The following is a 17826-nucleotide window of genomic DNA, read 5'->3' as shown; positions in this document are numbered from 1 at the left end:
AGGGATGAAATGAGCAAAGCTGGGCTTTCTGCTACGGAAAAAAATTTAGCCGGGTTGCCGACAGCGGGCGAACCTTGTCCGATGGTGGACTTCGTGAATCTGGTTGCAGGGAAGTGGGCGATTCCCATCCTTTACCGATTGATCTTGATCGACAGCCCGGTGCGTTTCAGTGAACTGCAACGTGCGGTAGCGCCGATTGCTCAGAAAGAGTTGACGCGCCAACTGCGACAGTTTGAGCAGCGCGGTCTGGTCACGCGGCAGGTGTTTCCGGAGGTCCCGCCGCGTGTTGAATATCAAATTACGTCGCTGGGCAAAACGCTGCGCCCGACGCTCGACTCTTTGGCTAACTGGATGCGGACACACGCACCCCAGTTAATTGAGGATTAGTCGCCGATACCCGGCGGATTGATGGCTGAGCGCGGGACCTTTTCATCGTGCTCACCCCAGCGATCCAGCACCTGGGCGTATTCGCCGCTGACGATCACCCCATTGATGGCGGCGTTGATGGCCGCCACCAGGCCATTGTCTTTTTTAGTGGTGACCGCCACATAGGCCACGTTAGGGCCGATGCCAACCATTTTGGTTTTGCCGGTCAGCGCCGCCTTGTAGGCTCCGGTGGAATGGGGACCGAAGTAGGCGTCGACGCGCCCGGACTGAATGCTCAGGTTGGCGGCAGCGTCGTCGGTGACATAAATCGGTTGCACCGGCGGCAGGCCGTTGGCGCGGTTCTGCTTGTCCCAGCCGAGCAGGATGTTTTCCTGATTGGTGCCGGAACCGACAATGATTCGCAGCCCGGCAACGTCTGCGGGTTGATTGATTGAATTGATTTTACTGGTGGATTTTACGTAAAAGCCCAGCGTATCCACCCGATAGGTAGCGAAATCAAACTTGGTTTTGCGCAGTTTGGTCACGGCAATATTGAAAATTGCGGCGTCATACTTGCCGGAACTGATCCCGAGTGGCCAATCCTCCCAGGAAGTGGGCACCAGATTTAATTCCAGCCCCAAGCTGTCTGCCACCAGTTGTGCAATATCCGGGTCGCTGCCAATCAGCGTTTTATTGTCTTCGGCAAACAGCGCCAGCGGCGGGGAATTTTCAGACGCCACTGCGACGGTTAACTTGCCCGGCACGGCAAAAGGGTAATTGGCTGGGATCAAGGCGATGGCAGCCGGGTTCTTCGCCGCTCGCACATGTTGTTGGTTGGCTTGCAGATCGATAATGCTTTGGGGTTCAGCCACGGCATGGCCGCACAGCAACAGCGCCCCCAGCGCCAGTGTTTTGAATTGCATGTTATTTCTATCCGTTGCTAATCATAGGGTTACTATTGGCGGCGGCCGCGGCCAAGTAAAGCAACAATAGTGAATAACCAAAGTGAAAAAATCGGATATGCGCAGCCCGGAACGGCGTAATTATTCTGGCTGGTTGCCTGATTCTGCATCACTCAACGCGGAAAGTGCGCAATCAGGTTGAAAGCAGTAGAATTTGTCACTCATACTGCGTACAGCTTTTTTCCCTCTACAAGGAACGCCAGATGGCCGAAGAAACGATTTTCAGTAAAATTATCCGCCGCGAAATCCCTGCTGATGTGGTCTACCAGGATGAACTGGTCACCGCTTTTCGCGACATTTCACCTCAGGCTCCGACCCATATTTTGATCGTCCCGAATGTGCTGATCCCTACGATTAACGACGTGACTGTCGAGCACGAAGCGGCTCTCGGTCGCATGATCACCGCCGCGGCAAAAATTGCCGAGCAGGAAGGCATTGCCGAAGATGGCTACCGTCTGATAGTCAATTGCAATCGCCATGCCGGCCAAGAGGTCTATCATATTCATATGCATCTGGTCGGTGGCCGTTCATTGGGGCCGCTGCTGTCACGCTAACCGAGGTCAATCATGCGCTATAGCAAATCCCTGCGTTGTCTGATGGCGCTGGCGTTACCCGCCGTTATTTTAATGGGCTGCAGCAGCCCGAAAGGCATCGCGGTCAACGACCGACAGACGGTAGTGATGGATTCGCCGGTGCTGACCGCGGGCATTCTGGCCGACAATCCGTCGATTTCGGACGCTTCCGGGCGCGTGATGGCTACCTCGGAACTCAGTAACAGCCAATCCACACCGGTAACGGTACACTATCGTTTTTACTGGTATGACGATCAGGGGCTGGATATCCGGCCTTTTGAGGCGCCGCGCACCATCACTATTGCGCCAAATTCAGACGCCACTATTTACTCGCTTAACGGCAACCTCGATGCCAAACGCGTGCGTCTGTATCTATTCTTGTAAACTCTTGGTTCAGTGGGAGAGGGATTAATGAAAAAGTATCTATTTGTGGCGCTGGCCGCGTTGACGTTAACCGGCTGTTTATCGCGTCCGCCGGAACCGGAGCAACCGCAGCCGCCGGTGACGGTTGAGCCGGTAACGCCGCCGATCGAGCAGCCACAACCGCCGGTTAGCGAGCCGGTACCGCAACCGCCGAAAATTCAGCAGCTCGATTGGCTTGGCAGCGTACAGCCGCTGGTGAACCAGATGCTGAAAGCCGATGGCGTCAATCCAGGCAGCGTGCTGTTGCTCGACAGCGTGAAGAACAACACCAACGGCGCATTGCAGACGGCGAAAGCGACCTCGGCACTGCACAAGGCGTTGGCATCCAATCAAACCTTCTCCATCGTGCCGGAAGCGCAGTTGGTCAGCGCCAAACAGACGCTGGGCCTGTCGGCGGATGACAGCCTGGGTTCACGCAGCAAAGCCATTGGTCTGGCGCGGATCGTCAGTGCACAGTACGTGTTGTACAGCGACGTCAGTGGCGACGTGAAGTCCCCAACGTTGGATATGCAACTGATGCTGGTGCAAACTGGTGAAATCGTCTGGTCAGGCAATGGCACCGTTAAACACTGAAGCCACGTTGCGAGCACTGATTGAGAACGAACTGCCGGCGGTGAAAACCGCCGGTTGTCGTTTCAGCCCGGTGCAGGGCCTGACCGGCGAAAGTTGGCGTATTGAAGGCGAAGGCGTGCAACTGTTGGCGCGTCAGCAAAGCCCAGAGAAAAGTGCGCTGGGCGTCAGCCGTCGGCGCGAGGCGCGGGTGCTGCATCGCCGTGGGAAGGACATTGGGCCACAGGTTTTAGTGCAAAATAATCAGTGGATTATCCTGCAGTGGCTTGATGGTGACGTTGTCACAGGTGCGGGTTTTTCTCGCTTCAATGAGCAGGGCGATTTGGCGGCGTTGCTGGCCGGTTTGCATCGGCAACCTCCCAGCGGCTACCCGTTGAACCTGCCTTGGCAATTTGCCCGTTATTGGCAGCAATTGGATGGTCGGCGTTTGACGCCGGCCTGGCTGCGGTTGCATCAACACTTTCAGCACCGCCGCACACCAACGCCGTTGAAACTGGCGCCGCTGCATATGGATGTTCATCCGGGTAATCTGATCGTTCAGGGCGAAAATCTGCGGCTGATTGACTGGGAGTATGCGGCAGACGGCGATATTGCGTTAGACATCGCCGCGCTGTTTTGCAGTAACGCCTGGTCACCCGCGCGCCGACAGCAATTTTTGCAGCATTATGCTCGCATCGGTTACCTTGATTTGCCCTTGCTGCGCAGGCAGGTTCAGCGCTGGCTCCCGTGGGTGGATTACCTGATGCTGCTCTGGTTTGAAGTGCGCTGGCAACAGACCGGCGATCCTGAATTTTTGCGCTGGGGCGCAGTGTTGCACCGGCGTTTTTGTTTAACATCCCATGTTCTATACCTAAAATAATTGGAGTTGCATTGAGGCGGCCAGTCTGTAAGTCCCCAGGAGCATAGATAACTATGTGACTGGGGCGTGCAGGCGCAGCCAACAAAGAGGCAGATTCAAGTAGACAGGTATAAATGAATAATGAAGTGAGGTGGCCGTGGGCCCAGTAATGTTAGATGTCGCCAGCTATGAGCTGGACGCAGAAGAACGTGAGATCTTAAAACACCCGCTGGTGGGTGGCCTGATCCTCTTCACCCGCAATTTCCACGATGCACAGCAGCTGCGTGAGCTGGTGCGGCAGATCCGCGAGGCTTCCCACGATCGGCTGGTGGTGGCGGTGGATCAGGAAGGCGGCCGCGTTCAGCGTTTCCGCGAAGGTTTTACCCGCCTGCCGGCGGCACAGTCATTTGCCGCCCTGAATTCTGCCCATGAGGGCAAGCGTCTGGCGCAGGAGGCCGGTTGGCTGATGGCAGCGGAAATGATCGCGCAGGATATCGACATCAGCTTCGCGCCGGTGCTGGATATTGGCCATGTCAGCGCCGCGATTGGTGAACGCTCGTTCCACAGCGATCCAACGCAGGCGTTGGTGATGGCTGAGCAGTTCATTTTGGGCATGCACAGCGCCGGTATGAAAACCACCGGCAAGCATTTCCCGGGGCACGGTGCCGTCAGCGCTGATTCGCACAAAGAAACGCCGCGCGATCCACGTCCACTGGCGCAGATCCGCGAACATGATATGGCGATCTTCCGCGAATTGATTAACCGTCAACTGCTGGACGCCGTAATGCCGGCGCACGTCATCTATACTGAAGCAGACCCGCGTCCGGCCAGCGGCTCCCCTTATTGGTTAAAGCAGATCCTGCGTCAGGAGTTGGGCTTTGACGGCGTCATTTTCTCGGACGACCTGTCAATGGAAGGGGCGGCGATCATGGGCAGTTATGCCGAACGTGGCCAGGCGGCGCTGGATGCCGGCTGTGACATGATCCTGGTGTGCAATAACCGCGCAGGGGCGGTCAGCGTGCTGGATAACCTGTCCCCGGTCAAAGCAGACAGGGTGAAGCAGTTATATCATCGCGGTCAGTTCACCCGTCAGGCGCTGCGTGATTCTGCGCGCTGGCAGCAGGCGCATAAGGAACTGAATGCGCTCAGCGAACGCTGGGAGGAGCACAAACAGCGTAATGCGGGGTGAACCCAGGGCGTCGTAATACGGCGTAAACGATGAGGGCTGCGGCGCGGCCCTCAGCTTGTTGCGAGGATCCACATGATTATCTATCTACATGGCTTCGATTCAACCAGTCCCGGCAATCATGAAAAGGTGTTACAGCTCCAGTTTATCGATCCGGACGTGCGCTTTATCAGCTACAGCACCTTGCATCCACGCCATGACATGCAGCATTTGTTGAAAGAGGTGGACAAGGCGGTTCAGCAGGAAGGGGATAAACATCCGCTGATCTGTGGGGTGGGTTTGGGGGGCTTTTGGGCCGAACGTATCGGCTTTCTGTGCGGCATCCGACAGGTGATCTTCAACCCCAATCTGTATCCTGAAGAGCATATGCAGGGCAAAATCGACCGGCCGGAAGAGTACCGTGACATCGCCACCAAGTGTGTCGAAGACTTCCGCGAGAAAAATCGCGATCGCTGCCTGGCGGTGCTTTCCCGCCACGACGAGGTGTTGGACAGCCAGCGCAGTGCGGAACTGCTGCACAAATACTATGAAATCGTCTGGGATGAACAGCAGACGCACAAGTTCAAAAATATCTCGCCTCACCTGCAACGTATCAAGGCGTTCAAGACCCTGCTTTAACAGTTTTATAACGCGCGATGTCGCCGCAATGCTTGCTTTTTACAGGCAGACATTGCGGTATTTTGCGGTCAAAAAGCACCGTTTGGCCCGTTGGACGGTAAAATTTGAAACTGTGACCCAGCGCTAACTATTTGAATCACAATCCTCAAAATTTCCCTTCGTCCAGCCTTTAACCAAAAAAGTTTGATGTACATCAATTTTGGTATTACCAAATAACCCCCCATGCTATTCTGGCTTTAGATAGCAGGTTTAATTTACGCGAACCCTATGTATTCTAAGGATATTATTTCTTTACCCTTGGGCAACAATTGGTTCACATTTAGGGGGTTATTTTGACAACGCCAAAGAAAAAAATCGTCATCGTGGGTGGTGGCGCCGGTGGTCTGGAACTGGCGACCAGCCTGGGCCATAAACTCGGTCGTAAGCATAAAGCTGAAATCACGCTGGTGGACCGTAACCACAGCCATCTGTGGAAACCTTTGCTGCATGAAGTCGCAACCGGTTCCCTTGATGATGGCGTTGACGCGCTGAGCTACCTGGCGCATGCGCGCAATCACTCTTTCAGCTTCCAACTGGGTTCGCTGACCAACATCAATCGTGAAACCAAAACGCTGCACCTGGCGCAAATCTGCGACGAGCAGGGTGGCGAATTGGTGCCTGAGCGCGAGTTGTCTTACGACATTCTGGTGATGGCGCTGGGCAGTACCTCGAACGACTTTGGCACTCCTGGCGTAAAAGATCACTGTATCTTCCTGGATAACCCGCACCAGGCGCGACGTTTTCACAACGAGATGCTGAACCTGTTCCTCAAGTTCTCGGCGCAGCCGGGGCAAAAAGAGCGGGTGAATATCGCTATCGTTGGGGGCGGTGCCACTGGCGTTGAGCTGTCCGCCGAGCTGCATAATGCGGTGAAACAGCTGCACAGCTATGGTTTTGAAGGCTTGGACAACAGTGCGTTGAACGTGACGCTGGTCGAAGCGGGCGAGCGTATTCTGCCTGCGCTGCCGCCGCGTATTTCGGCTGCTGCCCATCAGGAACTGAACAAATTGGGCGTGCGCGTGCTGACCAACACTATGGTCACCAGCGCGGATGCCAACGGCCTGAATACCAAAGGTGGCGAATTTATTGATGCCGATCTGATGGTGTGGGCGGCCGGTATCAAGGCGCCGGACTTTATGAAGGACATCGGCGGGCTGGAAACCAACCGCATCAACCAGCTGGTGGTAGAGCCAACGTTGCAAACCACGCGCGATCCGAACATTTTCGCCATCGGCGACTGCGCTTCCTGCCCGAAAGAGGGCGGTGGTTTTGTGCCGCCGCGCGCCCAGTCGGCGCACCAGATGGCATCACGCTGCTTTACCAACATTCTGGCGCTGATGAACGGCCAGACGCTGAAGCCGTACGTGTATAAAGACCACGGTTCGTTGGTGTCTCTGTCCCGCTTCAGCACCGTGGGCAGCCTGATGGGCAACCTGATGCGCGGCTCGATGATGGTGGAAGGCCGCATTGCGCGCTTTGTTTACATCTCGCTGTACCGTATGCACCAGGTCGCTTTGCACGGCTACATCAAAACCGGCCTGATGATGCTGGTTGGCGGCATTAACCGGGTGATCCGCCCGCGTTTGAAAATGCACTAACCGCCCCGTTATCGACCACCCACGCCGGTTCGCCCGCGTGGGTTTTTTTATGCCTACAGCCGCAAGAACGGGGAGGCAGCAGCTGATTATTCAGCACAATGTCCCGTCGTTATGGGTAAAAGTCTTAAGAATCCTCCTAAACACTGGGGGTAAGTGGGATTTCCGGCATTTTTGGTCACATTGTCTTATTGCGAGGTTCTGGAACATTGTGCAGACTTTCTCTCGTTTACAGACGGCGCGTCGCGCACGCCGTAAACCGGAATACCACGTGCCGCCAATGCGCAAAATAATAAGCGCGGTGCAATGTCGGTAAAGTCCCCGGTACAAATGCGTGGTAACACTTTCAGGAGGATTTCCTGTGAACAAGTCAATGTTAGCCGGTGTGGGTATTGGTATTGCAGCCGCTCTGGGTATTGCTGCGGTTGCCAGTCTTGACGTTTTCTCTTCCGGTCCGCAATACGCGCAGGTACTCGCTGCCACGCCGATCAAAGAAACCATCAAGACCCCGCGTCAGGAATGTCGCAATGTGACCGTCACTCACCGTGCGCCAGTACAGGACGAGAATCGTCTTGCCGGCTCCGTGCTGGGTGCGGTCGCCGGTGGCGTCATCGGTCATCAGTTCGGTGGGGGTCGTGGACGTGACGTCGCGACGGTCGTCGGCGCATTGGGCGGCGGCTATGCCGGTAACCAGGTGCAGGGGGCGATGCAAAATAACGACACCACCACCAGCACGCAGCAGCGTTGTAAAACGGTCTACGACAAATCACAGAAAATGCTGGGTTACGACGTGACCTACAAGATTGGCAATCAGCAGGGCAAGATCCGCATGGATCACGATCCCGGCACCCAGATCCCGCTGGATAAAAGCGGCCAGCTGGTGCTGAACAAAGCCTGATCGCCCGATAAGAATTAAACCCGCGAACAGTGTTAGTTCTGATCGTTTAACTCAGTTAAGCGAGCGGCATTAATATTGGCGCGGGTTTCTGTCTATTTACTCCCCGCCGTTTTGCCGTCAGGCCAGTACTGACGCTATTTCCCGCACTAATGTATCCGTGCGATTTATCCGGGCATAACTTCAATAGTGCAACAGTGTTTGTTATATTATTGTGCAATTGAGCGGGTGTTGTGGCGTGATGCCACCCCGGCCAAACCTGAGAATTGGGTCTCCCGGAGACAGAGATAAAAACATGTTAGATTTTCGCTTTCCGACAGCGTTGCAAATGGTACTTAGCGTAGCCGTGGCTGAAAAGCTGGGCGTGCGTTCGACCAGCGCGGTCCTTGCCGCCGGTCTGGAAGCCAATCCCAGTTTTATCCGCAAGCTGATGGTGCCCTTGACCAAAAATGGCATCATCGTTTCTACCCTCGGCCGTAATGGTTCGATTCACCTGGGGCGCCCGGTGGAGCAGATCACCCTGCGAGATATTTACCTGTCCGTGATTGACGATAAGCGCATCTGGGCCGCCCGGCCGGAAGTGCCGGCCCGCTGCCTGGTCAGCGCCAATGCCTGTTGGTATTTCAAGTCGGTGGTAAACGAAGCGGAAGAAGCGTCGCTGGAAGTACTGGCGCGCCATACGGTAGCCGACGCGTTGGCCGAGCTGGAGCGGGGCGACAAGCGTGCCTGTGCGGAATATATGGCGCGTGCCGGTCAGGATGCAGAGACAGCGGAAAAATAAATCACGCTAAACGCTAAAACAAAGAAAAAGCCCGGTGTTTAAACCGGGCTTTTTTATGGCTGACAAAGTCCTTTGCCGTTAAAAAATCTGCTCTTGGGACGAATAAAAACAAAGAATTATGTCTTCTGAACTACCTCAAACATCCGAAAATCCCATTTTTCGGGTGTTTGTCATCAGACTAAGCCCGGTGTTTAAACCGGGCTTTTTTATGGCTGATACAAACGGAAGATTAGGCCGTTTGCTGACGTGCCTTACGTGTGACCATACGACGCAGGGTCACGTAGAACACCGGGGTCAGGAACAACCCGAACAGCGTGACGCCCAGCATGCCGGCAAACACCGTAATACCGGTGACGCCGCGCACTTCGGCCCCGGCACCGTGCCCCAGGATCAGGGGAATGGTTCCGGCGATAAAGGCGATAGAGGTCATCACGATCGGCCGCAGTCGCAGACGGCAGGCTTCCAGCGCCGCTTCCATGATGCTTCTGCCCTGTAGCTCAAGTTCGCGGGCGAACTCGACAATCAAAATGGCGTTTTTACAGGCCAGCCCCATCAATACCACTAACCCTACCTGGACGAACACGTTGTTGTCGCCGCCGGTCAGCCAGACGCCGAACAGCGCCGACAGCATGGTCATCGGCACGATCAGGATCACCGCCAGCGGCAGCGTCCAGCTTTCGTACAGCGCCGCCAATGCCAGGAAGGCCAGCAGTACCGCCACCGGGAACACAATAATCGCCGCATTGCCCTGGGTTGACTGTTGGTAGCTCAGGTCGGTCCATTGGATGTTCATACCGTTCGGTAACAGCTTATTGGCCATGCTGGTCAGTTCACTCATTGCCTGTGACGATGACAACACCCGTGGATCGGCATCGCCAATCAGGTCCGCCGCCGGGAAACCGTTGTAGCGGATCACCGGGTCCGGGCCGTAGGTGGTGCTGATGCTGACCATGCTGCCAATCGGCACCATTTCACCCTTATCGTTACGGGTGCGCAGGTTGGCGATATCCTCCACGCTGTCGCGGAACTGACCATCAGCTTGGGCCATCACTTTCCAGGTGCGGCCGTAGCGGTTGAAGTCATTGATGTATGACGAACCAAGGTAAGTCTGCAGCGTGCTGAACAATGCGTTAAGCGGTACGCCTTGCGCCTTGGCCTTGTCACGGTCAATTTTTGCGTCCAACTGCGGCACGTTGGCCTGATAAGACGAAATAGGGAAGCCCATGCCCGGCGTTTGCATGATGGCACCCGACATCGTATTGATCGCAGTCTGCAGCGCGCCATACCCCAGACCGGCACGATCCTGAATATACAGTGAATACCCGGAGCCCTGACCGATGCCGAGAATGGGCGGTGGCATGATCGAGAAGGCGAAGCCTTCCTGGATCTGTGAAATCTTGGCGTTAATTTCGGCGTTAATCTGCGCCGCACTGCGGGTGCGGGTGCTTAACGATTCAAGCGCAAAGAACACGGTGCCGGTGTTGGGCGTATTGGTGAACTGCAACGCATTCAAACCGGGGAAGGAGACTGCATCGGTTACGCCGTCGACGCTCAGGCCGATAGCGCTCATCTTGCGGATCACCGCATCGGTACGCTCCAGTGACGAACCTTCCGGCATTTTCACCCCGCCAATCAGGTAAAGTTTGTCTTGAGTCGGGATAAATCCGCCCGGCACGGTTTTAAACATCACCCCGGCGGCACACAGCAACAGCACGTACACCACAAATACCGCGCCACGCTTGCCTAACGCACGTGAAACCCCACGCTGATAACGTTGCGAACTGTTGGCAAAGAAGCGGTTGAACGGGCGGAACAGCCAACCGAATAACCGATCAATCAGGCGTGACGGCATGTCCTTCGGCGCACCGTGCGGTTTGAGCAACAGCGCTGCCAATGCCGGTGACAGGGTCAGCGAGTTGATGGCGGAAATCACGGTCGAAATGGCGATAGTGACGGCAAACTGCTTATAAAACTGGCCGGTAACGCCGGAAAGAAACGCCATCGGGACGAACACGGCGCACAGCACCACGGCGATGGCAATAATCGGGCCGGAGACTTCGCGCATTGCCTGATGCGCTGCCGCCAGCGGCGACAGACCTTCTTCAATATTACGCTCGACGTTTTCCACCACCACTATGGCATCGTCGACCACGATACCGATGGCCAGCACCAGCCCGAACAAACTCAACGTATTGAGCGAGAAACCCAACAGATAGAGCGCAGCAAAGGTGCCGACAATGGAGATCGGAACCGCCAGCAGCGGGATGATCGACGCGCGCCAGGTCTGCAGGAACAGGATGACCACCAGAACCACCAGCAGCACCGCTTCAAGCAGGGTATCTATTACCGAGCGGATAGAATCGCGCACGAACACCGTAGGGTCGTACGGCGATTCCCAGCTCATGCCGTCCGGAAAGCGGGTCGACAGCTCGGCCATTTTGGCCCGCACCGCATTGGACAGTTCGATGGCATTGGCACCCGGTGCCTGGAAGATACCAATCCCGACCGCGTCTTTATTATTGAGCTGGGCACGCAACGCATAGCTGCCGGAACCCATTTCAATACGCGCCACGTCACGCAGGCGGACGATCTCGCCGTTGTCGCCGCTTTTAAGAATGATATTACCGAACTCTTCCTCAGTCTGCAGGCGGCCCTGCGCGTTGATCGACAGCAGGTAATCGCTGCGGGTCGGCATAGGTTCCGCCCCCAACTGGCCGGCGGAAACCTGCACGTTTTGCTCCTGCATGGCGGTAACCACGTCAGAGGCCGTCAGCCCGCGTGAAGCGACCTTGTTCGGATCCAACCAGATGCGCATCGCATATTCGCCCGCACCGAAGATCTGTACCTGACCGATCCCCGGCAGACGGGCCAGTTCATCCTTGACCTTCAGGGTGGCGTAATTGCGCAGGTACAGTGAATCGTATTTGCCGGAAGGGGAGACCAGATGCACCACCAGCGTCAGGGCCGGCGATTGCTTCTGGGTGGTTACCCCCTGGCGACGCACATCCTCCGGCAGGCGCGCTTCGGCCTGCGCCACGCGGTTTTGTACCTGCACCTGTGCCTGGTCAGGATCGGTTCCCGGGCGGAAGGTGACGGTGGTTACCAGGACACCGTCGGAACCGGCTACCGATTTCATGTACATCATATTTTCGACGCCGTTGATCGCTTCTTCCAGCGGCGTTGCTACCGTTTCGGCAATCTCTTTCGGGTTGGCGCCCGGGTATTCTGCGCGCACCTGCACGCTGGGCGGCACGACGTCAGGGTACTCGCTGATCGGCAACAGCGGGATGGCAATCACGCCGCCGACAAAAATCAGGATCGACAGCACCGCGGCAAAAATCGGTCGGTCGATGAAAAAACGGGAAAAGTCCATGGCTCAGAATTCCTGCTGGGGCTTAGTTAAGCGCGGAAGCATCGGCGTTGATCGCCACGGTTTTTGCTGCAACCGGCATGCCCGGCATAAACACTTTTTGCATACCGTCGACGATCACCCGATCGCCCGCAGACAGGCCTTTGCGGACAATGCGCAGTCCGTCAGCCACGCGGCCGACCTCGATGTCTCGGCGCTGCGCCTTGCCGTCTTTATCGACGATATAAACAAACTTGCGGTCCTGATCGGTCATTACCGACTTGTCGTCAATCAGCATGGCGTTGAACACGGCGCTGCCGGGCATCTGCACCCGTGCAAACAGCCCTGGCGTAAAGCGGCGCTCGGCGTTTTCCAGCAGGGCGCGCATACGAATGGTGCCGGTGCCGGCGTTCAGTTGGTTATCGGTGAAATCCACCACGCCCTGATGCGGATAGCCGTCTTCGCCCACCAGCCCGACCTTCACCGGCAGTTTTGCCGTGCGTCGGCCATCGTTTTGGTACCGCAGGAAGGTGGCTTCATCGACGTCGAAATAGACATACACCTTATCGAGCGAGACCAGCGTGGTGAGCACGCTGGCGCTGTCGCCGGCGGTGACCAGATTACCGGCAGTGATCATGGCGCGGCTGGCGCGACCGTCGATCGGGGCGATCACTCGGGTAAAGTCGAGATTTAGCTGTGCCATGTCGAGCTGGGCCTGGGCCGCTAAAACGTTGCTCTGTGCCTGTGCGGCGGAGGAGCGACGTTGTTCCCATACCTCGGTCGAAATCGCCTGGCTGCCAATCAGCTTCTCGGTACGGCTGGATTCGCTGCGCGCCAGCGCGGCCTGGTTGCGCGCCCGCACCAGTTCGGCCTGAGCCTGTTCGCGCGCGGCGCGGTAGGTACGATCGTCTATGGTAAACAGCACCTGACCTTTCTTGACTTCATCGCCTTCGGTGTAATTCACCTTGTCGATATAGCCGGAAACTCGCGGACGCAACTGCACGCTTTGCACCGCTTCGATTCGGCCATTAAAGGTATCCCATTGGCTGATGGGTTTGATTACCACGTCGGCGGCGCTGACGGCAGGCGGCGGGGGGGCCGCATTCTTGGCGGCGCTGTTATCACACCCGGCCAGCAACGTGACCAGCAGCGCAATCGCCGAGAGGCGTGCGCCGAAACCGATGGCGTTATGACGGCCTGGAGAGGGGAACAATGAGTTTGGCTGGCTTGGCATTCTTTTTATTTCCAGTGGGTAAGCACGATCAGGCCATACACCCGGCCCTGTTATCCGGGTAACGACTCTGGCCTGGGGCCGACGGCAGTGCGGTTGCACCGTCATCGGCGCAACGGTTAGGTTTTGAAACACATTGTTGTCACATTAATGTATCAATATCGGTTACATTAATTGGGTGGATTATAGAAGTGCCCCTCCGTTAAATGCAATAATAAAAATTGCATTTAGTGCGAAACTGCTGCAACGTAATGACATCGGGCAGCGGATTTACCTGCCAACGTCATGGGAGCGTCAGCATGAATAGCACGGGCTTTATTACTGATTTGATTGAGTGGATTGACAACAATCTGGAAGAGAAGCTGGATATCAACACCGTGGCGGGGCGCGCGGGGTATTCCAAATGGCATCTGCAGCGTATGTTCAAGCGCCAGACCGGCTACGCGCTGGGGGAGTATATCCGTATGCAGAAGCTGAGGCTTTCAGCCGAGCGCCTGGCCAACAGCGGCGAGCCGATCGTCAGCGTGGCGATCTCACTCGGCTTCGATTCGCAACAGTCCTTCAATCGCAGTTTTAAACGCCATTACGGCCAAACCCCGGGTGACTGGCGCCGAGGTGGAATGCAGCCGCACATGACGGCCAACCGACCGCACTGAGGCGGATTGCAGACAGCAAAAAAGCCTGAACTCGCGTTCAGGCTTTCTCGTCAAATAGGGCGGTGAGGGAGGGTTTGATTCGCTGCGTTCAGCCTCCCGGTCGGTATGAGATGCAAAAAAAAAGTCTGGAGGTTAATCCAGACTTTCTCTTTAAAATATGGCGGTGAGGGAGGGGTTCGAACCCTCGATACACTTTCGCGTATACACACTTTCCAGGCGTGCTCCTTCAGCCACTCAGACACCTCACCGTATTTTGTTGTTGCGTACTCACTGGTGCAACGGGGCGCTACTATAGGGAGAGAGGGCGATCCGGTCAAGCAGAATTTCTTGGTTTCGACGCGTCCGGTTAACCTGTGTTCGCTTTGCTGAAAACTACGGCGAACCGCACGCACAGGCAGTTTCGCCAGGGCGTTTCCTGCGCCGCAGGCAACAAAAAAGCCTGAACTTGCGTTCAGGCTTTCTCTTTAAAAGATGGCGGTGAGAGAGGGCTTGATTCGCTGCGCTCACCCTGCGGGCCGCCTTTGGCGGTCCAAAACACGTAGCGTTTTGTCAAACCCTGTCGAGGGTTCTTACCCTCTCGGATCCTGCTTTATAAAAGCAAAAAAGCCTGGACGCGAATCCAGGCTTTCTCTTTAAAATATGGCGGTGAGAGAGGGGTTCGAACCCTCGATACACTTTCGCGTATACACACTTTCCAGGCGTGCTCCTTCAGCCACTCAGACACCTCACCGTTTTACTTCATCGCCAACGCGTTGCGCTGTCGACGGGCGCTAATGTAGGAGAATCTGATCCCAGCGTCAACCCTCTTGTGACATAACCATGACTGTTTAGCTAAACTTGCAGCAATTTGCTGATTTCCCGAGCAATCGACCACCGCGGAACACACATCCGCTGGACCCTCATGGGGCTAAATTACCTTGCAGGCTAATATTTGTACATTTTGGTGTTGGTTAGCTCAATATATCAGCAGTGGGATTATCTATGGTGCAGTTATATGCATTAATACTGGATTATTAGTCATATGTGTCGCTAAATAGATTGGTGCAGGCACGGCGGTTTTGGCAAGGAATATCACACCGCCGCGCAGGTTGCCGGGCAAGACGCCGGCGATAACGCAGACAGGGACTGACCTATTAAATAATAATGCAGTAGAGGTTCATTTTGACTCCATCGGACTCCACAACGGCAGCGCCGCAGCGCCATGCCATCCCCCCGGGCGCCGGGGCACTGTTCTTTATCCAAATCTTTGCCACCCTGGGTTTTGCCGTGCTGTATTCCACGCTGGTGCTCTACGCCACCAAGCGCCTGGGCTTCAGCGAAGGCAGCGCCAACGCCATGATGGGCGTATTTGGTGCGTTCAACTACGGTTTGCATATGTTTGGCGGTTACCTGGGCGGGCGCTTCCTCAGCAACCGCAACCTGTTCGTGCTGGGCATGGTGCTGCAGGTGATCGGTTGTGCATTGATCGCCGTTGCGGGCGTTTGGGGGCTTTATTGGGGGCTGGCGATGTTCCTGACCGGCAGCGGGCTGAACGTCACCTGCATTAATATGATGCTGACCCAGCGCTTTAAACCGGATGACGATCGGCGTGAATCGGCCTTTTTGTGGAACTACGCCGGGATGAACCTGGGGTTCTTTGTCGGATTCACCGTGGCCGGCTATTTCCAACTGACCGAAAACTACCGCGCTCTGTTCCTGTTCGCCACGTTGGGCAATGCCGCGGCGATCATCGTCGCCGTCAGCCGCTGGCGCATTCTGGCCGATCTCAACACCCCGCTGCACGATGCCAGCCGTTCGCAATACCGCTGGCGCATGCTGGTCGGGCTGGCAGTGTTGGTGGCGCTGGTGCCCATTATCCGCGTGATGCTGACCCATGCCGAATTCAGCGGCCACTTCGTGATTGGCCTCGGAGTACTGATTTTCCTGATGTTATGCGTGGTGACGTTGCGCCACCACCCACGTGACGAACGTCGCCGGATGACGGCTTACCTGATCCTGGCATTAGGCTCTCTGGTGTTTTGGGCGCTGTATCAGCTGGCCCCAATGGGGCTGATGCTGTTCTCCGAGCACAATATCAATCTGAACGTTTATGGCATTCAGGTGGCGCCGCAGTGGATCCAGAACATCAATACGCTGGTGATCGTGGTGGGTGGCCCGCTGATGGCCTGGTGGTTCAATCACCTGCGCGCTCGCGGCTGCAATATCGATATTCCGATGCAGTTCTCTGGTTCGCTGTTTTGCATCGGGTTGGGCATGCTGGTGTTGCCGTTGGGCATTAGCCTGGCCGGCGGCGACGGGCTGGTGGCGTTCAAATGGATCGCGATCAGTTACGTGTTGCAGAGCATCGGCGAACTGATGATTTCCCCTATCGGTTACGCGATGATCGGCAAACTGGCGCCACCGCGTTATCAGGGCGTCATGATGGGCTGCTGGATGATGGTCACCGGCGTTGCTTCGGTGCTGGCAGGCTATGTCTCCGGCCTGATGCCGGAAAACAGCGGCAGTACCCCGTTGCAAACTAACCCTGGCTACAGCGAGGTGTTCAGCGTACTGGGCTGGGGCGCTGCGGGCGTTGGCGTGGTGATGCTGATTTTGATCCCGCTGTTGCGCAGGCTTATCCGGCATGACGCTCCTGCCGCAGCCTGAGATCCCACGGTCTAAAAACAGCCCCACTGGTCGGGGCTGTTTTCATTTTGAGCTTTAGCGCTTGCATCTGTTGGCGAATCGCGGAAGTCTGGATGCAAATGCATAAAAACAGACGGGAGCCGCACAGATGAACATCATTTTTTATCACCCTTTCTTTAACGCCCAGGACTGGCTGACAGGCCTGTCGCAGCGTCTGCCACAGGCGACGGTACGTGCCTGGCAACCTGGCGACGATCGTCCGGCGGATTATGCGCTGGTGTGGCGGCCGCCCTATGAGATGCTGGCGAATCGCGGCAAATTAAAAGGGGTTTTTGCCCTCGGTGCGGGCGTTGATGCCATCCTGGAACAAGAGCGCCAGCATCCCGGCACTCTGCCGGCAGGCGTTCCGCTGGTGCGCCTTGAGGACACCGGCATGGCGCAACAGATGCAGGAATATGCGCTTAGCTATGTGCTGCGTTATTTCCGCCGTTTTGATGAATATCAGTTGCTGCAACAGCAGCAGAAGTGGCAACCGCTCGATCCCCATCAGCAGGAGAATTTCACCATTGGCATTTTGGGGGCGGGGGTGTTGGGGAAAAGCGTGGCGCTGAAACTGGCGGAGTTTGGTTTCAACGTGCGTTGCTGGAGCCGCAGCCCTAAACAGATTGCCGGCGTGCAGAGTTTTGCCGATGTAGAGCAACGCGCCGCGTTTCTCGATGGCGTGCAATTGCTGATCAACCTGCTGCCCAATACGCCGGAAACCGCCGGGATCCTCAATCAGCAACTGTTTGCGCACCTGGCGCCTGGCGCTTACCTGATCAATCTGGCGCGTGGCGCGCATCTGGTTGAGGACGATTTACTGCAGGCGCTGGAGCAGGGGCAAATCGCCGCCGCTACGCTGGATGTGTTCGTTGAGGAACCGCTGCCACAGGCGCATCCGTTCTGGCGTCATCCGCGTGTCACCATTACCCCGCATATTGCTGCCATCACCTTGCCGGAAGCGGCGATGGATCAGATAGCGGCAAACATCCGTGCGCTTGAATCCGGCCAAACACCGGCCGGCGTGGTGGATGTGCAACTGGGTTACTGATCTTTCGGTGATGCACCTGCTAAGCTAATT

The 17826-nt window shown here is 56.3% G+C and carries 16 protein-coding genes and 2 tRNA genes; 13 read left to right on the top strand and 5 right to left on the bottom strand.

The genetic code is table 11. From position 1 onward, the window contains the following. The first annotated feature begins 9 nt into the window (after window positions 1-9). Entirely contained in the window at window positions 10-387 is a 378-nt protein-coding gene (locus tag ACMGG1_RS14810) for a winged helix-turn-helix transcriptional regulator (protein ID WP_075207786.1), read from the top strand. Here the strand turns inward: ACMGG1_RS14810 and ACMGG1_RS14805 are convergent. Next, the gene (locus ACMGG1_RS14805) at window positions 384-1289 is read right to left on the bottom strand and encodes an ABC transporter substrate-binding protein (RefSeq protein ID WP_020826354.1); all 906 of its coding nucleotides are present in this window, start codon (window positions 1287-1289) and stop codon (window positions 384-386) included. The two genes, ACMGG1_RS14810 and ACMGG1_RS14805, sit on opposite strands and share 4 nt — an antisense overlap. Before the next feature lie 242 nt (window positions 1290-1531). Here ACMGG1_RS14805 and hinT point away from each other — a divergent pair, with 242 nt between their 5' ends. The 9 genes from hinT to ACMGG1_RS14760 all read left to right on the top strand — a co-directional run bounded on the left by hinT (window position 1532) and on the right by ACMGG1_RS14760 (window position 8845). Then, window positions 1532-1882: a purine nucleoside phosphoramidase gene (gene hinT / locus ACMGG1_RS14800; protein ID WP_020826355.1), complete on the top strand. Its 351-nt coding sequence runs from the start codon at window positions 1532-1534 to the stop codon at window positions 1880-1882. Between the two features lie 12 nt (window positions 1883-1894). Then, a complete protein-coding gene (locus tag ACMGG1_RS14795; protein ID WP_020826356.1) occupies window positions 1895-2284 on the top strand; it encodes a YcfL family protein in 390 nt (129 codons plus the stop codon). A 27-nt stretch (window positions 2285-2311) separates the two neighbouring features. Beyond that, on the top strand, window positions 2312-2896 hold the full coding sequence (gene lpoB, locus ACMGG1_RS14790) for a penicillin-binding protein activator LpoB (RefSeq protein ID WP_020826357.1): 585 nt from the start codon (window positions 2312-2314) through the stop codon (window positions 2894-2896). Further along, entirely contained in the window at window positions 2877-3752 is an 876-nt protein-coding gene (gene thiK / locus ACMGG1_RS14785) for a thiamine kinase (protein ID WP_414160818.1), read from the top strand. Before lpoB ends, thiK begins: the two co-directional genes overlap by 20 nt. A 148-nt stretch (window positions 3753-3900) precedes the next feature. Further along, a complete protein-coding gene (gene nagZ, locus ACMGG1_RS14780; RefSeq protein WP_046373903.1) occupies window positions 3901-4920 on the top strand; it encodes a beta-N-acetylhexosaminidase in 1020 nt (339 codons plus the stop codon). 72 nt (window positions 4921-4992) lie between these two features. After that, entirely contained in the window at window positions 4993-5535 is a 543-nt protein-coding gene (gene ycfP, locus ACMGG1_RS14775) for an alpha/beta hydrolase YcfP (protein ID WP_020826360.1), read from the top strand. Between the two features lie 332 nt (window positions 5536-5867). Continuing rightward, a complete protein-coding gene (locus ACMGG1_RS14770; RefSeq protein ID WP_020826361.1) occupies window positions 5868-7172 on the top strand; it encodes an NAD(P)/FAD-dependent oxidoreductase in 1305 nt (434 codons plus the stop codon). 358 nt (window positions 7173-7530) lie between these two features. Then, window positions 7531-8067 (top strand): glycine zipper 2TM domain-containing protein, encoded by a 537-nt coding sequence (locus tag ACMGG1_RS14765; RefSeq protein ID WP_169534192.1) that lies wholly within the window; start codon window positions 7531-7533, stop codon window positions 8065-8067. Between the two features lie 292 nt (window positions 8068-8359). Then, window positions 8360-8845 carry an RrF2 family transcriptional regulator gene (locus tag ACMGG1_RS14760; protein ID WP_020826363.1) on the top strand — a complete coding sequence of 162 codons (486 nt, stop codon included), beginning with the start codon at window positions 8360-8362 and terminating at the stop codon, window positions 8843-8845. 229 nt (window positions 8846-9074) lie between these two features. Here ACMGG1_RS14760 and sdeB read toward each other — a convergent pair whose 3' ends face one another. Next, window positions 9075-12218 (bottom strand): multidrug efflux RND transporter permease subunit SdeB, encoded by a 3144-nt coding sequence (sdeB, locus tag ACMGG1_RS14755; RefSeq protein ID WP_116690743.1) that lies wholly within the window; start codon window positions 12216-12218, stop codon window positions 9075-9077. Window positions 12219-12240: 22 nt separating this feature from the next. Continuing rightward, a complete protein-coding gene (locus ACMGG1_RS14750) occupies window positions 12241-13428 on the bottom strand; it encodes an efflux RND transporter periplasmic adaptor subunit (RefSeq protein WP_414160817.1) in 1188 nt (395 codons plus the stop codon). A 296-nt stretch (window positions 13429-13724) separates the two neighbouring features. On the opposite strand from ACMGG1_RS14750, the gene ACMGG1_RS14745 reads away from it, so the two are divergent. Further along, the gene (locus ACMGG1_RS14745) at window positions 13725-14081 is read left to right on the top strand and encodes a helix-turn-helix domain-containing protein (protein WP_122078607.1); all 357 of its coding nucleotides are present in this window, start codon (window positions 13725-13727) and stop codon (window positions 14079-14081) included. A 158-nt stretch (window positions 14082-14239) separates the two neighbouring features. Here the strand turns inward: ACMGG1_RS14745 and ACMGG1_RS14740 are convergent. After that, window positions 14240-14329 (bottom strand) — tRNA-Ser (locus ACMGG1_RS14740). A gap of 392 nt (window positions 14330-14721) precedes the next feature. Continuing rightward, window positions 14722-14811, bottom strand: a tRNA-Ser gene (locus ACMGG1_RS14735). Between the two features lie 431 nt (window positions 14812-15242). On the opposite strand from ACMGG1_RS14735, the gene ACMGG1_RS14730 reads away from it, so the two are divergent. Together ACMGG1_RS14730 and ghrA are read left to right on the top strand one after the other, a co-directional pair. After that, entirely contained in the window at window positions 15243-16727 is a 1485-nt protein-coding gene (locus tag ACMGG1_RS14730) for a peptide MFS transporter (protein WP_414160816.1), read from the top strand. Window positions 16728-16854: 127 nt separating this feature from the next. Next, window positions 16855-17796 carry a glyoxylate/hydroxypyruvate reductase GhrA gene (ghrA, locus tag ACMGG1_RS14725; protein ID WP_259216861.1) on the top strand — a complete coding sequence of 314 codons (942 nt, stop codon included), beginning with the start codon at window positions 16855-16857 and terminating at the stop codon, window positions 17794-17796. Window positions 17797-17826 lie beyond the last annotated feature (30 nt).

The organism is Serratia sp. BNK-12, from assembly GCF_047456085.1.
Classification (GTDB): Bacteria; Pseudomonadota; Gammaproteobacteria; order Enterobacterales; family Enterobacteriaceae; genus Serratia; species Serratia liquefaciens.
This window is presented reverse-complemented; position numbering and strand designations above follow the sequence as displayed.